Origin of the sequence: Kitasatospora papulosa (assembly GCF_000717245.1) — a bacterium.
Classification (GTDB): domain Bacteria; phylum Actinomycetota; class Actinomycetes; order Streptomycetales; family Streptomycetaceae; genus Streptomyces; species Streptomyces papulosus.
In genome coordinates, this window is sequence record NZ_JNYQ01000011.1 from 140,530 (window position 1) to 157,354 (window position 16,825).

A 16,825-nucleotide genomic window follows, 5' to 3' on the forward strand; every position below is an offset into this window, starting at 1 on the left:
CCGGCTTCCGCCTCTCCTCTCCCACCCCGATCTCTGGAGCCACCCCCTCATGCAGAACGAATCCACGTCGTCGCAGGCCGGGGAGGTTCAGGCCGGGGAATCCCTGGTCGGCCGGGAGTACGAGGTCGAGGTCGGGCCCGTCGCCCACGGCGGCCACTGCATCGCCCGGACGTCCGAGGGCCAGGTCCTCTTCGTGCGCCACACCCTCCCCGGCGAGAAGGTCGTCGCCCGGGTCACCGAGGGCGAGACCGGCGCACGTTTCCTGCGGGCCGACGCGGTCACCGTCATCGAGGCGTCCAAGGACCGGGTCGAGGCCCCCTGCCCGTACGCCGGTCCCGGCAAGTGCGGCGGCTGCGACTGGCAGCACGCCAAGCCGGGTGCCCAGCGCCGCCTCAAGGGCGAAGTGATCGCCGAACAGCTCCAGCGCCTGGCGGGCCTCACGCCCGAGGAGGCCGGCTGGGACGGCACGGTCATGCCGGCCGAGGGTGACAAGCTTCCGGCGGGCCAGGTCCCGGCCTGGCGCACCCGGGTGCAGTACGCCGTCGACGCCGACGGCCTGGTAGGCCTCCGCAAGCACCGCTCGCACGAGGTCCAGCCGATCGACCACTGCATGATCGCCGCCCCGGGCGTCTCCGAGCTCGGCATCGAGAAGCAGGACTGGCCGCAGATGGCGACGGTGGAGGCCATCTCCGCCACCGGCTCCCACGACCGCCAGGTCATCCTGACCCCGCGCGAGGGCGGCCGGCTCCCGCTGGTCGAGCTGGACAAGCCCGTCTCGGTGATGCGCGTCGACGAGAAGGACGGCGGCGTCCACCGCGTCCACGGCCGCGCCTTCGTGCGCGAGCGGGCCGACGACCGTACGTACCGCGTCGGTTCGGGCGGCTTCTGGCAGGTCCACCCGCAGGCCGCGGACACCCTGGTCCGCGCGGTCATGCAGGGCCTGCTGCCCCGCAAGAACGACACGGCGCTGGACCTGTACTGCGGTGTGGGCCTCTTCGCGGGCGCCATCGGCCAGCGGATCGGCGAGAAGGGCGCGGTGCTGGGCATCGAGTCCGGCAAGCGCGCGGTCGAGGACGCCCGTCACAACCTGAAGGACCTGGACCGGGTCCGCATCGAGCACGGCAAGGTCGACCAGGTCCTGCCGCGCACGGGCATCACCGAGTGCGACCTGATCGTCCTGGACCCGCCGCGCGCGGGCGCCGGCAAGGCCACGGTCAAGCAGCTGGTCGCGCTCGGCGCGCGCCGCATCGCGTACGTGGCGTGCGACCCGGCGGCCCTGGCCCGGGACATCGCGTACTTCCGGGACGGGGGGTACCGGGTGCGGACGCTGCGGGCGTTCGACCTGTTCCCGATGACGCACCACGTGGAGTGCGTGGCGATTCTGGAGCCGGTGAAGAAGGACGACTGACCTGCGGTTACGCGGTCGCGGCGCAGACGACTGCCGTCTTCGGGCCGGGGCCGCACGCGGCCCCGGCCCGAGCGCGGCGAGCGGTCACCCCGGGAGCGGAGCCGAGGAAGCGGGCCCGTGGCCTTCGGCACACGACTGCGCCTTCACTTTCACACCCACCGCGTGCACCGCTTCCCTCTCCGCGCCCCTGTACCTAGTCATCGGACAGGACGAGCTCGTCGGTGGTATCCGCTCCGGCCGTCCTGACCACCGCCCGGCAGAACTCCACGGGAGGGCAGTAGCGGTGTTCGGCGATGTAGTGGATGACGAGGTTAGGAGCCGAGTAGACGGTGCCGTCGGCCCCCCGCGCCCGGATCTCGGCGGAGCCGAGCCACACCTGGGTGTCGAGGGCGGGACCGCCGAGAATCACGGGCCGCTCGGTTGAGCAGAACTCGCAGTGGTGGACACCGCGCATCTGGTTGTCGTATGCACTGCAGAGCGCCTTCAGGGCATCGGTCACACGGTCGTCCACGATTCCCGTGCGGTAGGCGTGGCCGGGCGTCAACCAGCCGACGTTGAGCATCTCCTGGCCCGACGCGTCGTACTCGTAGGTGGTCAGGTCGGGGTAGTAGGTCACGGCCGCTCCTCGACGCGGGGCATGGTGTTCTCGGCGGAAGCTCGGGTGCTCGGGGGCCGGATCGCGGCGAGTCGCGTCGACGCCGGGGACCCGGCCCGGGCCGGGCACGTACGGCAGTGTGCCCGGCCCTGAGCCGGTGGGGGACGGGTGGTTACTTGACGTAGACGATGCCGTCGGTCGTGACGGCCGCTGGTGCCGACCACGACGATCTTGAGCGGTCCTGGTGTTGCCGGCCCGGTTGTAGGCGATCATCGACCAGGTGGTCGCCACACCTGACTTCGCGGTACGGGCGGCACTGCAGGGACCCGGCTCCTCCGGGCTGATCGATTCGTCCGCGCCCCAGTCGGCACGTGACGTGACCGGGGGCTGCGGCGCCGTGGAAGGCGGCGCGGGCGGCGCACTCACGGTCGGTGTGGGGCTCGGTTGCCCGGAGGTGGAGGGCGACGGGGACACCGACTCGCTCGGTGACTCCCCTGAAGCAGCGGAGGACGGAGCCGTTCAGCATGGTGGGGGTGACATGGACGGATCCGGCACTGCACGTCCCCGGTGCGATCGAGGTGCGTACGCGGCTGGTGGAATCGGGGCAGTGGTCCCGATGGCTGCGGCTCGACGGTGACAGCGGTCATGGGGAGAGCGGCGCCGCACGCGGCGGCACCGAGCCGGCCTGGGTCGGCCCCTCCGACGGCATCGAGGCCCGGGTGCGGGCGGGCTCCGCACACGCGCGGTGGCCCCGACCGGAGAGAGCCGGTCGGGGCCACCGCGCTTTGCGGATCCAGGGTGCCGCCGGCGTTTTCCGGGCTCGGATGCCGTCCCTTGTGCGGCGGTGGAGCAGGTGTCCGTGCCTCGTCCCTGCCGGACCCGACCTGAGCCGTGTCTCCGCCCCCGGTCAGTCCGCCTGCTCCTCCATGTGCGCCAGGACGCGTTCGGATATGCGGGCGAGCTCCCCGAGCTGACTCGGTGTCAGGGCGTCGATGAACAGGCGGCGGACGTGCTCGACGTGCAGGCCCGCGGCCTCCTCGATCGCCTCGTAACCGGCCGGGGTGGCGACGATGAACGCGCCGCGTCCGTCGTCGGGGCAGTCCTCCCTGGTCAGGAGCCCGCGTTTCGTCATCCGCGTGACCTGGTGGGACATCCGGCTCTTCTCCCACTCCACGAGTTTGGCCAGATCCAGCAGGCGCATCCGCCCGCGGCCCCTTTCGGTGAGGCCGGCGAGCACGACGTAGTCGGACGCGGACATCCCCGACTCGGACTGGACGTGGCGGGACAGCCGGCCGATGAGCTTCTCCTGCATGCGGATGAAGTTGTCCCAGGCGGCTTTTTCTTCCCCGACGAGCCAGCGCGGCGGTGCGTCCATGGGGGCAGTTTACCGAGGGCCTCTGCCCTCCCAGCCGTCTGCGGGGACGGTGACGCGACGTCCGATGAGGCCGGGCTCGCCGTTTCCGGGGCGACGAGACCCAGGGGCGGGGATTTCCTGGCGATCGCCGAGGGCGGCGTACCCCTCGCACGCTCGTCGGGCCGATCAGGCGCGTCACGGGCGCGCTCGCGGGTCCGTGAACAGGGTGAACTCCGAATGCCAGGCAAGTAGTTGACACGTCCACCATCGCTGCTAACGTAGGTGACGTGTCAACCACTTGGTCGGGCCGGACGGTCTCGGTGCCGTTACCTCGCCGCTGCTGAGGCGATGTCGGGTGCGGTGCCGGCCGTCTCCGCGCGGTGGTCGGCCGACCTGGTCCCACGTCCGCCCCGCGCGGACGCGTACGGCCGTATTCCGGCGTCGAGATCGGCGGCGTCCTTCCGAACATCCCGAGCACGCGAAGACAGAACCCGGAAAGGGATCCCATGAGCAAGGAAGCGAAGTCCGGACTCCAGGCACTGCTGACGCCCGAGGAGAGCGTCGTCGTCCTGATCGACCACCAGCCGTTCCAGTTCGCCAACCTGAACAGCCACGAACCCACGATGGTCGTGAACAACGTCGTGGGGCTCGCCCGTGCGGCCAAGGTGTTCGACGTGCCGACCGTCCTCACGACGGTGCTGGAGGAGCGCGGTGGCTACCTCATCAAGGGGCTGCAGGACGTGTTCCCCGAGCAGAAGCCGATCGACCGCACGTTCATCAACACCTGGGAGGACGAACGTGTCGTCGACGCCGTCAAGGCGACCGGCCGCAAGAAGCTGATCATCGCCGGTCTCTGGACGGAGATCTGTGTCGCGATGCCGGCCATCCAGGCGGCGGGTGAGGGCTTCGAGGTGTTCGTCGTCACCGACGCCTCGGGCGGCGCCTCGAAGGAGGCTCATGAGATGGCCGTGCGGCGCATGGTCCAGGCGGGCGTGGTGCCGATCACCTGGCAGGCCGTCGCGGGGGAGTGGCAGCGCGACTGGGCCCGCGAGAAGACGTATCCGGGCATGACCGAGGTCCTGCTCCAGCACGGGGGCGCCACCGGCGTCGCCTTCGGCTGGGAGACGCAGCTGCTCGCGTCGGCGCGTTCCGGGGAGGCCTCCTGACGGTCAGGCACGGTGAGTCCCTCCGGCCGGGCGGGGGCCGCTGTGCGCGGGTCCGGTCTCCGGCGGCCCGTCGGCAAGGGCCGGCGGGCCGCCGCTCGCCGCGCCGACGGTCCGGTGCGCGCTCGTGGGCCGCCCGGAGCCGCCCGGAGCGATGGTGTCCGGTGGCGGCCCCGGGCGGCGGTGCGAGGGCCGCGGCGTGTCACCTGTCGCGTCGCATCTCCCTCTCGAGGACGGAGCGGAAGGTGTGCGGGGGGCGGCCGGTGACGCGCTGGACGGTGTCGGTGACGCGGTCCTCCGCCCCTCCGGCGATGCCGCGGTCCAGGCCGGCCAGCAGCGCGGCGAACTCCACCGGCAGCTCCGTGGTGAGGCGATCGCGCATCTGCTCGTAGGACAGCCGGTGGTGGGCCACGGGCCGGCCGGTGAACTCGGTGACGGCCGCGGCGATGTCGTCGTGGCTGAGGGTCTCGGGTCCCGTGAGGACCAGGTCGGTGTCGGGCGCCCGCTCGTCGGTGAGCGCGCGGGCGGCGACGGCTGCGATGTCCTCCGCGTCGACGAAGCCGACCCTGCCGTTTCCGGTGGCGGTCCGGATGACACCGTCGTCGCGGATGCTGCGGCCGTGCGCGTGGTCACCGGTGAAGTTCTGCATGAACCACGACGGCCGCAGGACCGCCCACTGGTCGATCAGGCCGGGCAGGGCCTGGTGCACCGTTCCCACCGCCGGCCCGCCCTCGGGAACGGCCGAGGAACTGAGCAGCACCGCGCGGCGCACGCCCATGGAGCGGGCCAGTCGCAGGAACGGAACCATGGTCGCCGCGGGGTCGGAGTCACCCACGGGCGGTACGAGGTAGACGCGGTCGGCTCCGTCGAGGGCGGCGGCGTGGGTGGCGGGGTCGTACCAGTCGAAGGCGACCGGCTCGGCGCCCGCGACCGGGCGGGCCCGACGGCTGGCCGCCCGCACGTGGTGCCCGGCGCTCGCCAGCCGGGCGACGGTGCGGCCGCCGGTGGTGCCGGTGGCGCCGACGACCAGAATCGTGGGGGTGGTGGTCATCGCGTGCTCCCGGTGAGGTCGGCGCCGCTTTCGAGGACGGTGAGGGGGTTCCAGTAGTCGCGGTAGGAGGTGAATCGGCCGTCCCGCACGGTCACCACGGCGATGTAGGTCATGTCGAAGGGCGCGTCGGTCCCGACCAGGCGGCCGACACCGCGCATCTCGACGACGATGGTCTCCGGATCGGTGGTCTCGTGTATCCGCAGTTCGGGGAAGTCGTGCAGATCGATGTGGTCGGGATAGTGGCGCATGTAGGCGGCGACGGCTTCCCTGCCCTCCAGTCGCCGGGGCCAGCCGTCGGGGGCGAACGGGAACTCCATGACCCCGTTCCCGGCCCACAGGCCGACCCACGCGGAGATGTCCTTGTCGAGCAGCAGTCGCAGGCTGTGGCGGTACAGATCCGCTGGGGACGTCGGTACGGACATGGGTATCCTTCAGGTCGCAGGATTCGGACCGGCGGTCCGCTTTGAAGATACGGACCCGTGGTCCGCTTTGCAACCGGAGGAGCAGCAACATGCCCGAGCGCAGGTCCCGCAGGGATGCCTCCCGCAACCAGGAGGCCGTACTGGCGGCCGCCGACGCCCTTTTCGCCGGCGGTGAGAGCCCCGAGGGCGTCACCATGGCCGCCGTCGCGACAGCGGCAGGGGTCGGCAAGGGCACGCTCTTCCGGGCCTTCGGTGATCGCGCCGGACTGCTCCGCGCGTTGTACGAGGCGCGGCTCGAACCGATCAGGGAGGCCGTGGAGAGCGGTCCGCCGCCACTGGGCCCCACGGCCCCGCCCCGGGAACGCGTGCCGGCGCTGCTCGACGCCGTCCTGTGCTTCAAGCTCGACAACCGGCGCCTCGCGCTGGCCCTGGAGGCAGGCGGGAGCGGCAGCCCCTACCGGGCCGAGCACTACGAGCGGTGGCACGGCATGCTCCGGTCCGTACTGGAGCAGATTCCCGGGTTCCCTGACGGCGACTTCACCGCTCATGCCCTGCTCGCCACCACGCGAGCCGACCTCGTCGAGCATCTGGCCGGAGAAGGGCGCGTGCCACGGGAGGCGATGCGGGCGCACCTGGCGACGTACGTCACCGCCGTGCTGGCCTCCGCCCCCGGCCGGGCGTGACCGCCGGGGAGCGCGGGGTGCCCGGGCCGGGGTGATCGGGTGTCCGGTTCAGTCCTGGAGCGTGCGGAGCCAGTCGGTCAGCAGCCGGTTGACCTCGTCAGGGCGTTCCTGCTGGATCCAGTGGCCGCAGCCTTCGAGCAGGTGGGAGGCGGACAGACCGGGCAGGGTGCGGGGGTGGGCGTCGACGGCGTCGGCCATCCAGGTGGTGGAGGCGTCCAGGGTGCCGCCGACGAACAGGGACGGCTGCTCGATCGGGGCCCCGCGGTGGGGAGCGAGGTCTTCCCAGTCCCGGTCCATGTTGCGGTAGCGATTGAGGGCCCCGGTCAGGCCGGTGCGCTCGAACTCCGCCGCGTAGACGTCGAGTTCGTCCTCGCTCAGCCAGGCGGGGAGCTCGCCCGCGGGGAAGCGGTCGCGCAGTCGGCCGTCGTGGGCGACGAAGTGCGGGTCGGGATCGCCCTCGGCGGGCATGGTGTCGGCGGACAGTGCCGCGTAGAAGCCGGCGAGCCAGCCCCGGACGTTGGGCTCGATCTCCGCCTCGGCGCGGCCGGGCTCCTGGAAGTATGAGACGTAGAACTCCTGTTCAGCGCCTCCGATCGTGCTGAAGACGTCGGTGGGGCGGGGGCCGCCCGGTGGTGCGTAGGGGACGCTCAGCAGGCCGACGGCGCGGAAGACCGCAGGGTGGAGCAGGGCGGAGGAGGCGGCGATGTTCGATCCCCAGTCGTGGCCGATGACCACCGCGCTCTCCTCGCCGAGCGCGCGCACCACGGCGAGGTTGTCCTCCACCAGGTCCAGCATCCGGTAGGCGTCGGTCGCGGCGGGCCTGGAGGAACGGCCGTAGCCGCGTACGTCGATCGCCGCCGCGCGGTACCCGGCGGCGGCGAGGGCCGGGAGCTGGCGGCGCCAGGAGTACCAGGACTCGGGGAACCCGTGCACCAGCAGCACCAGCGGGCCGGTGCCCTGCTCGACCAGGTGGATCCGCCCGGCGGGGGCCTCGACGGTGCGGTGGCGGAACTCGGCGGTGGGCTCGGGCCGCATGGGCTTCTCCTCGGTACGCGGTCGGACGCGGATACCCGTCGATCATGCGGCGCGGCCGTCTCCCGGCGCGATCGGTGTTGCCAGCCTGGCAAGATCGCAGCACAGGACGGGGAGCGGTACGACTGGAGGAGTGGGAACGGTGACGAGCGGCCATCCGGACGGCACGACGGCGGCGATGGGGCCCAGGCTGCGGGCCGCGCGCGAGCGGCACGGCTCCACGCTCGCCGGTGTCAGCTGTGCGACCGGCATCGCGCCGAGCACGCTCTCGCGAATCGAGACCGGCCGGCGCAAGCCCACCCTGGAGGTCTTGCTGCGGTTGGCCGAGGAGTACGGCGTCTCCCTGGACTACCTGGCCGGTACCGCCCCCGCCCCCGCGCCCGAGCGCCCCGCGCCCGCGCGGCGCACCTCCGGGGACGGCAAGACGGTGCTGCCGCTCACCCCGTACGTCGGCGGGCTGCACGCCCACAAGCATGTGCTGCCCGCCGTCGAGGAGGAGCCCAACCGGCCCCGGCAGGTCTCCCACGAGGGCCATGAGTGGCTGTGCGTCCTGTACGGGCGGCTCCGGCTCGCGCTCGGCAGCCAGGACCTGGTCCTGGCCGCCGGGGACGTCGCCGAGTTCGACACCCGCACCCCGCACGGGGTCGCGAACGCCGGCCCGGGCACGCCGGTCGAGTACCTGGTCCTGTTCGGGCCGCAGGGCGAACGACCGCGTCCGCGGACCCCACCCGTCCCCGGCCCCGGGGTCCACCAGGGCCTGTCCGGGCCGCGGCCACGAGATTCGACAGGCGCGCCCACATCTTCCACGGCACCGGCATCCTCGCCTCGACCGGACTCCGGCTCCGACCATGACCGCTGCTCAGGTGCGTCCTAGGACCTCGCCAGCTGCCTGACCACCTCGATCGCCCTCGCGTAGCGGTCCGGCTCACCCGAATGAGCCCGCCCCGCTGGACCTGCGTGCTCGCTGTGCGCGACGAGCCGGAAGATCAGTGCACGCACCAGCATCTGGGGCCACTCGGGATGGCTGCGGCCAGCCGCCGTCACCAGGTCGGACGGCAGGTCGAACCACAGCAGGCCGTCCGCGACCACGATCGCCTCGGCGAACACCGGCGGCCGCCAGTACGGGGAGAAGTCGATCACGGCGGGCACGTGATCCGGAGCGAACAGGACGTTGCCCGTGAGATCGCCATGGACGAGCTGAGCCGTGTCCTGCGTCACCGGGCGCCTCAGCTCCCGCAGGGTCGAGAACGGTGCGGCGAGGTCGTCGACCACGTCGATGTCCTGCTCGCCCCACGTGACCCGGTCGGCCACAGCCCACGGGTGCACATGCCGATCAAGGAATTCGGGCCGGGGCACATGCCGCAGAGCCCGGTGGAAGGAGCGACCGGCACCGAGGACACCGGTCCAGTGCCCTTCCGGTCCAGGTCGACCGGTCAGGAACTCGCAGGCCGTCCAGCCGTCCACAACGCTTCGCCCGTCGGCGGCCCGCAACGGCAGTGGAACGCGGAAGCCGCTGTCCGACGCCAGCTTCTCGATCAGGGAGGCCGCCCACTCGACCTCCTCGTCGGTGCCCTCGGCAGGCTTGAACACGGACCCACCGACGAGGACGCTTCGCCCCTGCCCACCTGCCAGGGGGACAGCAGAACCCGCCACACCAAAGGCGTCAAGGACCGCAGGGGCCGGCACGGCATTGCTCGGCATCTCGTTCACGCCGGGCATCCTGCCGACGTCATCGTGTCTCGCGCACCTTGTTTTCGCCCAACCCACCGAGCTCGTCCGCGACCGCAGAAGGCGACCCGGACGGGGCGATACGGCGGTGGCCGGGAGCGGCCGCGCCGTACACTCGCGGTGCGGGCGAAGCGCCAGGCCGGGATTCCGGCACCGGTGTGAGGGAGGGGCCAGGATGTTCGGTTCGAAGAAGAAGCGCAGGGCGTCTCCCCACGATCTGATGGCGCAGCTCAGGCCCGACCTGAGCCGGGAATCGCTCGGCGTCGGGCCCGACTTCCCGGGCGTCGCCCCGAACCCGCTTCTGAGCGGTGATGCACGCAAGCGCAACGCGGAACTGCGTACGGGGGCGCTCGCGCTCGGCGTTCTCGTCGACTGGCGGGAGGTCAACAGCAATCCACGCGTGGTCCTGATGTTCGACGTGGAGACCGTCGGCGGCGTCTCGTTCCGCGGTATCGCGGACGAAGACCTCACGATCACCGAGCTCACCCGGCTCGCCCCAGGACAGACGTTGCCCGTGCGCTACCGGCCGGCCGTCATGGACCACTACGTCGCCCTCGCCCGGGACGTGGACCCCGCCCAGGTGCAGCAGCTTTCCGACGAGATCGCGAGCCGCAAGCAGACCTGACCCGAAGTCAACGGCCTGCGGACCGGGGCCCGGGTGATCGATGCACCCGGGGCGCGGCCCGCGTGGCGACGACGGCCCGGGTGTCAGGAGGTGAGGCGGCGGACGGCTTCCAGGAAGGCGTCCACGTCCTGCTCGGTGGTGGAGAAGGACGTGACGAAGCGGCAGACCCCCGGCTCCCAGCGGTCGTGGTAGAAGGCGAAACCTTCCGCGAGGAGCTGGTCGATGACCGGCTGGGGAAGGTGGCAGAAGAGCATGTTGGCGTCGACCGCGTGGAGCAGGCGGGCGCTGGAGAGCGCCTTGAGGCCGTTGCCGAGGCGGGTGGCCATCACATTGGCGTGGGCGGCGTTGCGCAGCCACAGTCCGTCGGTGAGATAGGCGTCGAGCTGGGCGGACTGGAAGCGGGCCTTGGAGGTGAGCTGGCCGGCGCGCTTGGCCCTGAAGGACAGTTCCGGGGTGAGGGCGCGGTCGAAGACGACGACGGCGTCGGCCGTCATGGCGCCGTTCTTGGTGGCCCCGAAGGAAAGGACGTCGACGCCGGCCTGCCAGGTCAGTTCGGCGGGTGTGCAGCCCAGCGCGGCGACCGCGTTGGCGAAGCGGGCCCCGTCCATGTGGACGCGCAGGCCCGCCTCCTTGGCGACATCGCTCAGCCTGCGGATCTCGTCGAGGCTGTAGAGGGCGCCGGTCTCGGTCACCTGGGTGATGCTGACCACCGACGGCTGCGCGCTGTGCACATCCCCGGCCCGGCGGTGGGCCGCCACACGCAGCTGCTCCACATCGATCTTGGCGTCGTCGCCGGACAGGGGGACGAGCTTGGCCCCACCGGTGAAGAACTCCGGCGCTCCGCATTCGTCGGTGTTGACGTGGCTGTCGCGATGGCACAGCACGCTGCCCCAGGGCGGGGTGAGGGCGGCCAGGCTGAGGGCGTTGGCCGCGGAGCCGGTGGAGACAGGCAGGACATCGACGTCGCGTCCGAAGACCTCGGCGAAGCGGGCGCGCGCACCGGCCGTGTGGCGGTCGGCGCCGTAGGGCAGGTCCTGGCCGCGGGCCGCGTCGGCGACGGCCCGGACGATCTCGGGCGAGGCGCCGGCGGTGTTGTCGCTGGTGAATATCCGCTGGGTGGCGGGCGGGGCGGGGGTCGTGCTGCTCATGTTCCGGGGCGTCCTTCAGCTGATAATGGGGGAGGCGATGACGACGGTGACGTCGGCCGCCACGGGGCCGGTGCGGTAGAGGTGCGGAGCGTCTCCGGCGAAGGCGAGCAGGTCACCGGTGTACAGATCGCTGGGAGCGTCGGTGGGCCCGGCGGTGACGCGGCCGGAGGAGACGAGCAGGTGTTCGATGGTGCCGGTGGCGTGCGGCACGCCGTCCAGATCCGTTCCGGGAGGCAGGCGCAGCCGCCAGATCTCCAGGCTGTTGCCGCTGCTGATGCGGCGCAGCAGCTCGCGTCCCACTTCGCCGTCGGCCAGGTCGGTGCCGGGCACCAGCACCGGTCCGGGGTCGGTGTCCCGGGCGAGCAGGTCGGTCAGCGGGATGCGCAGGGCGATCGCGAGCGCGTCTAGGGTCTCGATGGTGGGATTGCCACGCCCTGCCTCCAGTTGCGAGAGCGTCGCCTTGCCCAGCCCCGCCCGGCGGGCCAGCTCGGCACTGCTCATGCCGCGCTGCTCCCGGCGCCGGCGGATCTGGGCTCCGACGGCGATCGCGGTGCTGCTGGCGGGCCGGCGCTCTCCCCCCGGCGTCATGAACGCTCCCGGTGCGCGGCGCTGGAGGAGACGCGGATCCGGCCCTTGCTGACCTTCGGCGTCGGCAGCGCCGCCACCAGGGTCCCGGCCTGTTCCTCGTACGCATCCGCTGGATCCGCGGAGCAGGCGCGAACCTGCATGGCACCCTCACTTGGTCATGTGGACGAACTATTCGTTCACTATACTGAACGCTGACGTCGTGCGCCGGGCAAACGCGTCGCCGTCCCGCCGTGTGCTCCGGCGCCGTGGGCGGCGCGGGGCCGGCCGCCTTCGTTCAGCGTGTGTCCGGCGCGCCGGACCGGACCAGGGCCCGTGCCAGGTCGGCGCTCCCGGAGAGGGTGTCGAGGGGGAGCGGCTGTGTGGCGAGGGTGCCTTCGTGCAGGACGAGGAGCCGGGTGGCGAGGGTGGTGGGCTCCCGGCAGCCCGCCGTGGTGGCGAGTTCCTCGAACAGTGTCCGGAGCCAGAGCTTCTGGTCCGCGGCGATGCGGTGCGCGGGGTGCGAGGGGTCCGGGAGTTCGGCCAGCGCGTTGATGAACGCGCACCCGCGGGTGTTGCCCGCGCTCCAGGTCCGCAGGGCGTCGAAGGGTGCCGTGACCTTGTCGACGGGGTCGGTGCGGGCGTCGACGGCGGCCAGGACGAGCGCCCTCCACCGGCGGTCGCGCTCCGTCAGGTAGGCCGCCACGAGGTGGTCCTTGGAGCCGAACCGGTTGTAGAGGGTCCGCTTGGTCACGCCTGAGCGCTCGGCGATCAGGTCCACGCCGACCGCCGTGATTCCGCGGGTGTAGAACAACTCCTCGGCCGCCGCCAAGATGCGGCGGCCGGCCGCTGTCATGGGCCGTGTGTTCTCCATGCGGGCATGCCTTCACTGATCGGTGTACCGTGGGCGAGGTATACAGATCAGTATACTTGTGAGGAGGTTCACGAGATGGGTGTGCCCGAGACCATGCGCGCGGTGCGGATCGCGGAGCACGGCGGACCGGAGGTCCTCCGTCCGGCGGAAGTGGCCGTGCCGGTACCGCGGACAGGAGAGGTGCTGGTCCGCGTTGCCGCGGTCGCGCTGAACAACACCGACCTCTGGACCCGGGAGGGTGCCTACGGCCGCCCCGGTGACCCGGAGGCGCTCTCCGGCTGGCGCGGCCCGATCGGCTTCCCGCGCATCCAGGGGGCCGATGTGGCGGGCCGCGTCGTGGCGGTCGGCGCCGGCGTGGACGCGGACCTGGTCGGCCTCCGGGTGGTCGTCGACCCGGCGGTCTACGACACCGAGGGGCCGGACGCGAACCCGGTGGGCCTGATGGGCAGCGAGCGCGACGGCGGCTACGCCGAGTATGTGACCGCACCGGCGGAGCGGGTGCACGACGTCACCGCGTCCCCGCTCACGGACGATCAGCTCGCGACGCTGCCGACCGCCTACGGCACGGCCCTGGGCATGATCGAGCGCGGCCGGCTGAGGAAGGGGGAGACCGTCCTGGTGTCCGGTGCGTCGGGGGGAGTCGGCGTCGCGCTGGTGCAGCTCGCCCGTGCGCGGGGTGCGAGGGTGCTCGCCATCAGCAGCGGATCGAAGATCGACGCGGTGCGGGAAGCGGGAGCGCACGACGTCGTCGACCGGGCCGGGGACGTCGCCGGGCAGGTCCGCGCCGCCGCCCCGGACGGCATCGACGTCGGCCTCGACGTCGTCGCCGGGGACCTGGTCGGTGAGGGACTGCCGCTGCTGCGCGAAGGCGGCCGGTGGGTCGTCGCCGGTGCGCTCGGCGGCTACGACGTGACGTTCGACGTACGCCGTCTCTACCTGCACAACGCGCAGGTGATCGGCTCCGCGATGCACACCCCCACGCACTTCGGCCTCCTCATGGACCTGGCCCGCGAGGGCTCGGTCCGTCCGCTCGTCGCCGCGACGTTCCCCCTGGACCGGGCCGCCGAGGCGCAGGAGGAGCTGGCCCGCAGGAGGCACGTGGGAAAGATCGTCATGCACCCGTAGGGGCACGCGCGACCTGTCCGCCGCGCGACGCTGATCCGCCGCTCATTCGCGCCGTGCACCGTGGTATCCGTCGGCCGGACGGACCGACGACAGCGCGAGTGAGAACAAGAGGTATCACCATGACCCTGACGATCCCCGGCTTCGCGTACAGTCGGCTGCCGGGCGCGCACGACGTGCGGCTGAACGTCGCGGTGGGGGGCAGCGGCAGCCCGGTCGTCCTGCTGCACGGCTTCCCCGAGACCCACCTGATGTGGCGGCACGTGGCACGGAAGCTGGCCGCCGACCACACGGTGATCGTCCCTGACCTGCGCGGATACGGTGCCAGCGACAAGCCTCCGGCCACCGGCGAGGACACCTACTCCAAGCGCGCCATGGCCGCGGACGTCGTCTCGGTCGCCTCGCGGCTGGGCTGCGAACAGTTCGCCCTGGTCGGCCACGACCGCGGCGCCCTCGTCGCCTTCCGGGCGGGCCTGGACCACCCGGAGACCGTCACGCACCTGGGCATCCTCGACGTCGTACCGACACTGGACATGTGGAACGTGCTGCAGGGCCGCTCGGCCGCGGTCGGCTACCACCTGTTCCTGATGGCGCAGCCCGCGGGCCTGCCGGAAACGATGATCGCCAACAGCGCGGACGCGTTCTTCGGCTCGTTCCTCGACACCTGGGCCAAGGACCCGGCGGCGATCCCGGACGAGGTGCGCGCCGAGTACCTGCGGGCGAGCGGCGGAGCGGTCGACTCGATCGTCGCCGACTACCGCGCCTCGGCCGGCATCGACGTGGTCCAGGACCAGGCGGACTTCGACGCCGGCTCCCAGTTCGCGATGCCCGTCACCGTGATCCAGCAGGACTGGGGCGCACAGCTCGGCTACGACGCCGCACAGGTCTGGCGTGCGTGGGCACCTGACCTGGACCACCGCCTCACCCGGGCGGGTCACTTCATGGCCGAGGAGGCCCCGGACGAGATCGTGGCGGCGATCGAGGACCTGCTGGCCCGCTGACGCGCGGTCCGCCCGGCTGTGGCAGGGGCTGTCGCCCGAGATCCCCTGCCACACCCGACCTAGGGTGTGATCAGGAGAGGAGGGAAGGCATGCGGATCGAGGTGCTCGGCGCGGTACGGGCGTGGCACGACGACGGCCGGCCGATCAGCCTCGGCGGTCCACGCCACCGAGAGGTGCTGGGCCGGCTCGTGGCCGCCCAGGGCCGCATGGTCACCACCGACGCCCTGGTCGACGACCTGTGGGACGACCCTCCGAGCAGCGCCGTCGGCGCACTGCGCACCTTCGTCGCCGCGCTGCGCCGTGCCGTCGAACCGGACCGGCCGCCGCGCACACCGCCGAGGGTCCTGGTCACCCAGGGGACCGGATACCTGCTGCGTCTGCCGCGCGAAGCGGTGGACGCCCACCGTTTCCAGGACGCCCTGACCGCCGCCCGCCGGTCTCCTGACACGGCGGCGGGCCTCGGCGAGACGCTCGCCCTGTGGCGCGGGCCGGCCTACGCCGACCTGCCCGGCTCTTCCTGGGTCGAGCACGAACGTCTCCGGCTGGAGGAACTGCGCCTTCAGGCAGTGGAGTTGAGGGCGGACGCTCTTCTCGCCTCCGGGGGCGGGGCCGGTCTGGCCGCCGAACTGGCCGGCCACGTCGCCGAGCATCCCTGGCGCGAGCCGGCCTGGGGTCTGCTGGCCCGCGCGCTCCACCGCGACGGGCGCCGGGCCGAAGCCCTGGCCACCCTGCGCCGGGCCCGCACGATGCTCGTGGAACAGCTGGGGCTGGACCCCAGCCCCCGGATGCAGCGCCTGGAGACCGACATCCTCACCGGGTCACCCGACCTGGATCCGCCGGGGGAGCAGGGTCCGACCGGTTCGACGACGACGCGGACCCCCCTGGGCCCGCGCACGACCGTGGACGTGGCCCGCACCCTCGCACTGGCCGGAGGCGACGCGCTCGTCGGCTCGCGACGCGACCGGCTGACCGCGATCGTCGCCGCCGAACGCACCGGAGACGTCACGCTGACCGCGCGCGTCATCGGCGCCTACGACGTCCCCGCGATCTGGAGCCGCGCCGACGACCCCGACCAGGCACGTGCCGTCGTCGCCGCGGCCGAACGCACCCTCCGCCGGATCGGCCCCGACGGCCCCGCCGACCTGCGCGCCCGGCTCCTCGCGACCGTCGCCACCGAGAGCCGCAGCGCCGACACCACCGGCGCCGCCCTCGAGACCGCGCACACGGCCGCACGCGCTGCCGAAGCCCTGGCACGGGATCTGAAGGATCCCGCGCTGCTCGCCTTCGCGCTCAACGGCGTGTTCCTGCAGTCGTTCACCCGCCCTGGCCTCGCCGCGCGGCGAGACGAGACAGGCGCCGAACTCCTCAGCGTGGCCTGCCACCATGGGCTGCCGGCCTTCGCGATCCTGGGACACCTCGTGCGCCTGCAGTCGGCGTCGGCGCTCGGTGAGCTGGGTACGGCAGCCGAGCACGCCGCGGCGGCGGAGGCGCTCGCCGCCGCCCACGAATCCCCGCTCGTCCCCGTCCTCACCGCGTGGTTCCGTGCCCGCGTCACCGCGGCTCGCAGCACCGAACCCGGCGGCCCCACCGCCGCGACGGCCGCGGCCGCCTACCGCGCCGCCGACGGCGACCTGGCCACATCCGGTATGCCGGGGCTGCACCGCGGCCTGCTCCCTCTCGCCCTGCTCGGCCTGCGCCTGCTGCACGGTCGCCCCGCGCCCACCGACCCCGGCCTCGACTGGGGGCCGTACCTGCCCTGGGCGGCACCGCTCGTCCTGCTCGCGCAGGACCGGGCCGAGGAGGCCCGTGCCGCACTCGCCGCCGCACCCGAACCGCCCGGGGACCACATGCAGGAAGCGCTCTGGTGCCTCACCGCGCACGCCGCAGCCGCCCTGGACCGGCCCGACGTCGCGGCTCGCGCGGCGACAGCGCTGCGCGGCGCACGGGCCGAGCACGCGGGCGCAGCGGGCGGCATGCTCACCCTGGGTCCCGTGGAGCGCTACCTCACCGAGGCCGAGGTCTGCGCCGGGACAGCCCGCTGAGCGCCACGGGGCT

Annotated in this window: 18 protein-coding genes; 8 read left to right on the top strand and 10 right to left on the bottom strand. The window is 72.6% G+C overall.

Annotated features, from left to right (window positions below):
• The first annotated feature begins 49 nt into the window (after positions 1-49).
• The gene (locus IA22_RS0125300; protein WP_030124923.1) at positions 50-1,408 is read left to right on the top strand and encodes a class I SAM-dependent RNA methyltransferase; all 1,359 of its coding nucleotides are present in this window, start codon (positions 50-52) and stop codon (positions 1,406-1,408) included.
• Positions 1,409-1,601: 193 nt separating this feature from the next.
• Here IA22_RS0125300 and IA22_RS0125305 read toward each other — a convergent pair whose 3' ends face one another.
• Positions 1,602-2,024 (bottom strand): DUF7919 family protein, encoded by a 423-nt coding sequence (locus IA22_RS0125305; RefSeq protein WP_030124924.1) that lies wholly within the window; start codon positions 2,022-2,024, stop codon positions 1,602-1,604.
• Positions 2,025-2,910: 886 nt separating this feature from the next.
• Positions 2,911-3,378: a MarR family winged helix-turn-helix transcriptional regulator gene (locus tag IA22_RS0125310; protein ID WP_030124925.1), complete on the bottom strand. Its 468-nt coding sequence runs from the start codon at positions 3,376-3,378 to the stop codon at positions 2,911-2,913.
• A gap of 485 nt (positions 3,379-3,863) precedes the next feature.
• Between IA22_RS0125310 and IA22_RS0125315 the strand changes: the two genes are divergently transcribed.
• On the top strand, positions 3,864-4,523 hold the full coding sequence (locus IA22_RS0125315) for a hydrolase (RefSeq protein ID WP_030124926.1): 660 nt from the start codon (positions 3,864-3,866) through the stop codon (positions 4,521-4,523).
• Between the two features lie 199 nt (positions 4,524-4,722).
• Here the strand turns inward: IA22_RS0125315 and IA22_RS0125320 are convergent, their stop codons facing one another.
• Entirely contained in the window at positions 4,723-5,571 is an 849-nt protein-coding gene (locus tag IA22_RS0125320; protein WP_030124927.1) for an NmrA family NAD(P)-binding protein, read from the bottom strand.
• A complete protein-coding gene (locus IA22_RS0125325) occupies positions 5,568-5,993 on the bottom strand; it encodes a nuclear transport factor 2 family protein (RefSeq protein WP_030124928.1) in 426 nt (141 codons plus the stop codon). Before IA22_RS0125325 ends, IA22_RS0125320 begins: the two co-directional genes overlap by 4 nt.
• 89 nt (positions 5,994-6,082) lie before the next feature.
• Here IA22_RS0125325 and IA22_RS0125330 point away from each other — a divergent pair, with 89 nt between their 5' ends.
• Positions 6,083-6,676, top strand: coding sequence for a TetR family transcriptional regulator (locus tag IA22_RS0125330; protein WP_030124929.1), 594 nt, complete (start codon positions 6,083-6,085; stop codon positions 6,674-6,676).
• Positions 6,677-6,724: 48 nt separating this feature from the next.
• On the opposite strand, the gene IA22_RS0125335 is transcribed toward IA22_RS0125330, so the two are convergent.
• On the bottom strand, positions 6,725-7,711 hold the full coding sequence (locus IA22_RS0125335; protein ID WP_030124930.1) for an alpha/beta fold hydrolase: 987 nt from the start codon (positions 7,709-7,711) through the stop codon (positions 6,725-6,727).
• Between the two features lie 139 nt (positions 7,712-7,850).
• Between IA22_RS0125335 and IA22_RS0125340 the strand changes: the two genes are divergently transcribed.
• Positions 7,851-8,582: a helix-turn-helix domain-containing protein gene (locus IA22_RS0125340; protein ID WP_030124931.1), complete on the top strand. Its 732-nt coding sequence runs from the start codon at positions 7,851-7,853 to the stop codon at positions 8,580-8,582.
• Here the strand turns inward: IA22_RS0125340 and IA22_RS0125345 are convergent.
• Positions 8,579-9,298 carry an aminoglycoside phosphotransferase gene (locus tag IA22_RS0125345; RefSeq protein WP_240798461.1) on the bottom strand — a complete coding sequence of 240 codons (720 nt, stop codon included), beginning with the start codon at positions 9,296-9,298 and terminating at the stop codon, positions 8,579-8,581. The genes IA22_RS0125340 and IA22_RS0125345 overlap by 4 nt on opposite strands.
• A gap of 313 nt (positions 9,299-9,611) precedes the next feature.
• On the opposite strand from IA22_RS0125345, the gene IA22_RS0125350 reads away from it, so the two are divergent.
• On the top strand, positions 9,612-10,061 hold the full coding sequence (locus tag IA22_RS0125350) for a hypothetical protein (RefSeq protein WP_014153588.1): 450 nt from the start codon (positions 9,612-9,614) through the stop codon (positions 10,059-10,061).
• 83 nt (positions 10,062-10,144) lie between these two features.
• Here IA22_RS0125350 and IA22_RS0125355 read toward each other — a convergent pair whose 3' ends face one another.
• The 4 genes from IA22_RS0125355 to IA22_RS0125370 form a co-directional block, all read right to left on the bottom strand.
• Positions 10,145-11,209 carry a threonine aldolase family protein gene (locus IA22_RS0125355; RefSeq protein WP_030124933.1) on the bottom strand — a complete coding sequence of 355 codons (1,065 nt, stop codon included), beginning with the start codon at positions 11,207-11,209 and terminating at the stop codon, positions 10,145-10,147.
• A gap of 15 nt (positions 11,210-11,224) precedes the next feature.
• Entirely contained in the window at positions 11,225-11,797 is a 573-nt protein-coding gene (locus IA22_RS0125360; RefSeq protein WP_030124934.1) for a helix-turn-helix domain-containing protein, read from the bottom strand.
• Positions 11,794-11,937 carry a hypothetical protein gene (locus IA22_RS37195; protein ID WP_167337639.1) on the bottom strand — a complete coding sequence of 48 codons (144 nt, stop codon included), beginning with the start codon at positions 11,935-11,937 and terminating at the stop codon, positions 11,794-11,796. The genes IA22_RS0125360 and IA22_RS37195 overlap by 4 nt, the downstream gene beginning before the upstream one ends.
• Positions 11,938-12,071: 134 nt before the next feature.
• Entirely contained in the window at positions 12,072-12,647 is a 576-nt protein-coding gene (locus IA22_RS0125370) for a TetR/AcrR family transcriptional regulator (protein ID WP_030124935.1), read from the bottom strand.
• A gap of 75 nt (positions 12,648-12,722) precedes the next feature.
• Between IA22_RS0125370 and IA22_RS0125375 the strand changes: the two genes are divergently transcribed.
• The 3 genes from IA22_RS0125375 (at position 12,723) to IA22_RS0125385 (ending at position 16,812) form a co-directional block, all read left to right on the top strand.
• Positions 12,723-13,772, top strand: a complete 1,050-nt coding sequence (locus IA22_RS0125375; protein ID WP_015579077.1) for a zinc-binding dehydrogenase — start codon at positions 12,723-12,725, stop codon at positions 13,770-13,772.
• 119 nt (positions 13,773-13,891) lie between these two features.
• Complete coding sequence (locus IA22_RS0125380) at positions 13,892-14,770, top strand: alpha/beta fold hydrolase (protein WP_015579078.1); 879 nt, start codon at positions 13,892-13,894, stop codon at positions 14,768-14,770.
• An 89-nt stretch (positions 14,771-14,859) separates the two neighbouring features.
• Positions 14,860-16,812 (top strand): AfsR/SARP family transcriptional regulator, encoded by a 1,953-nt coding sequence (locus IA22_RS0125385; protein WP_030124936.1) that lies wholly within the window; start codon positions 14,860-14,862, stop codon positions 16,810-16,812.
• Positions 16,813-16,825 lie beyond the last annotated feature (13 nt).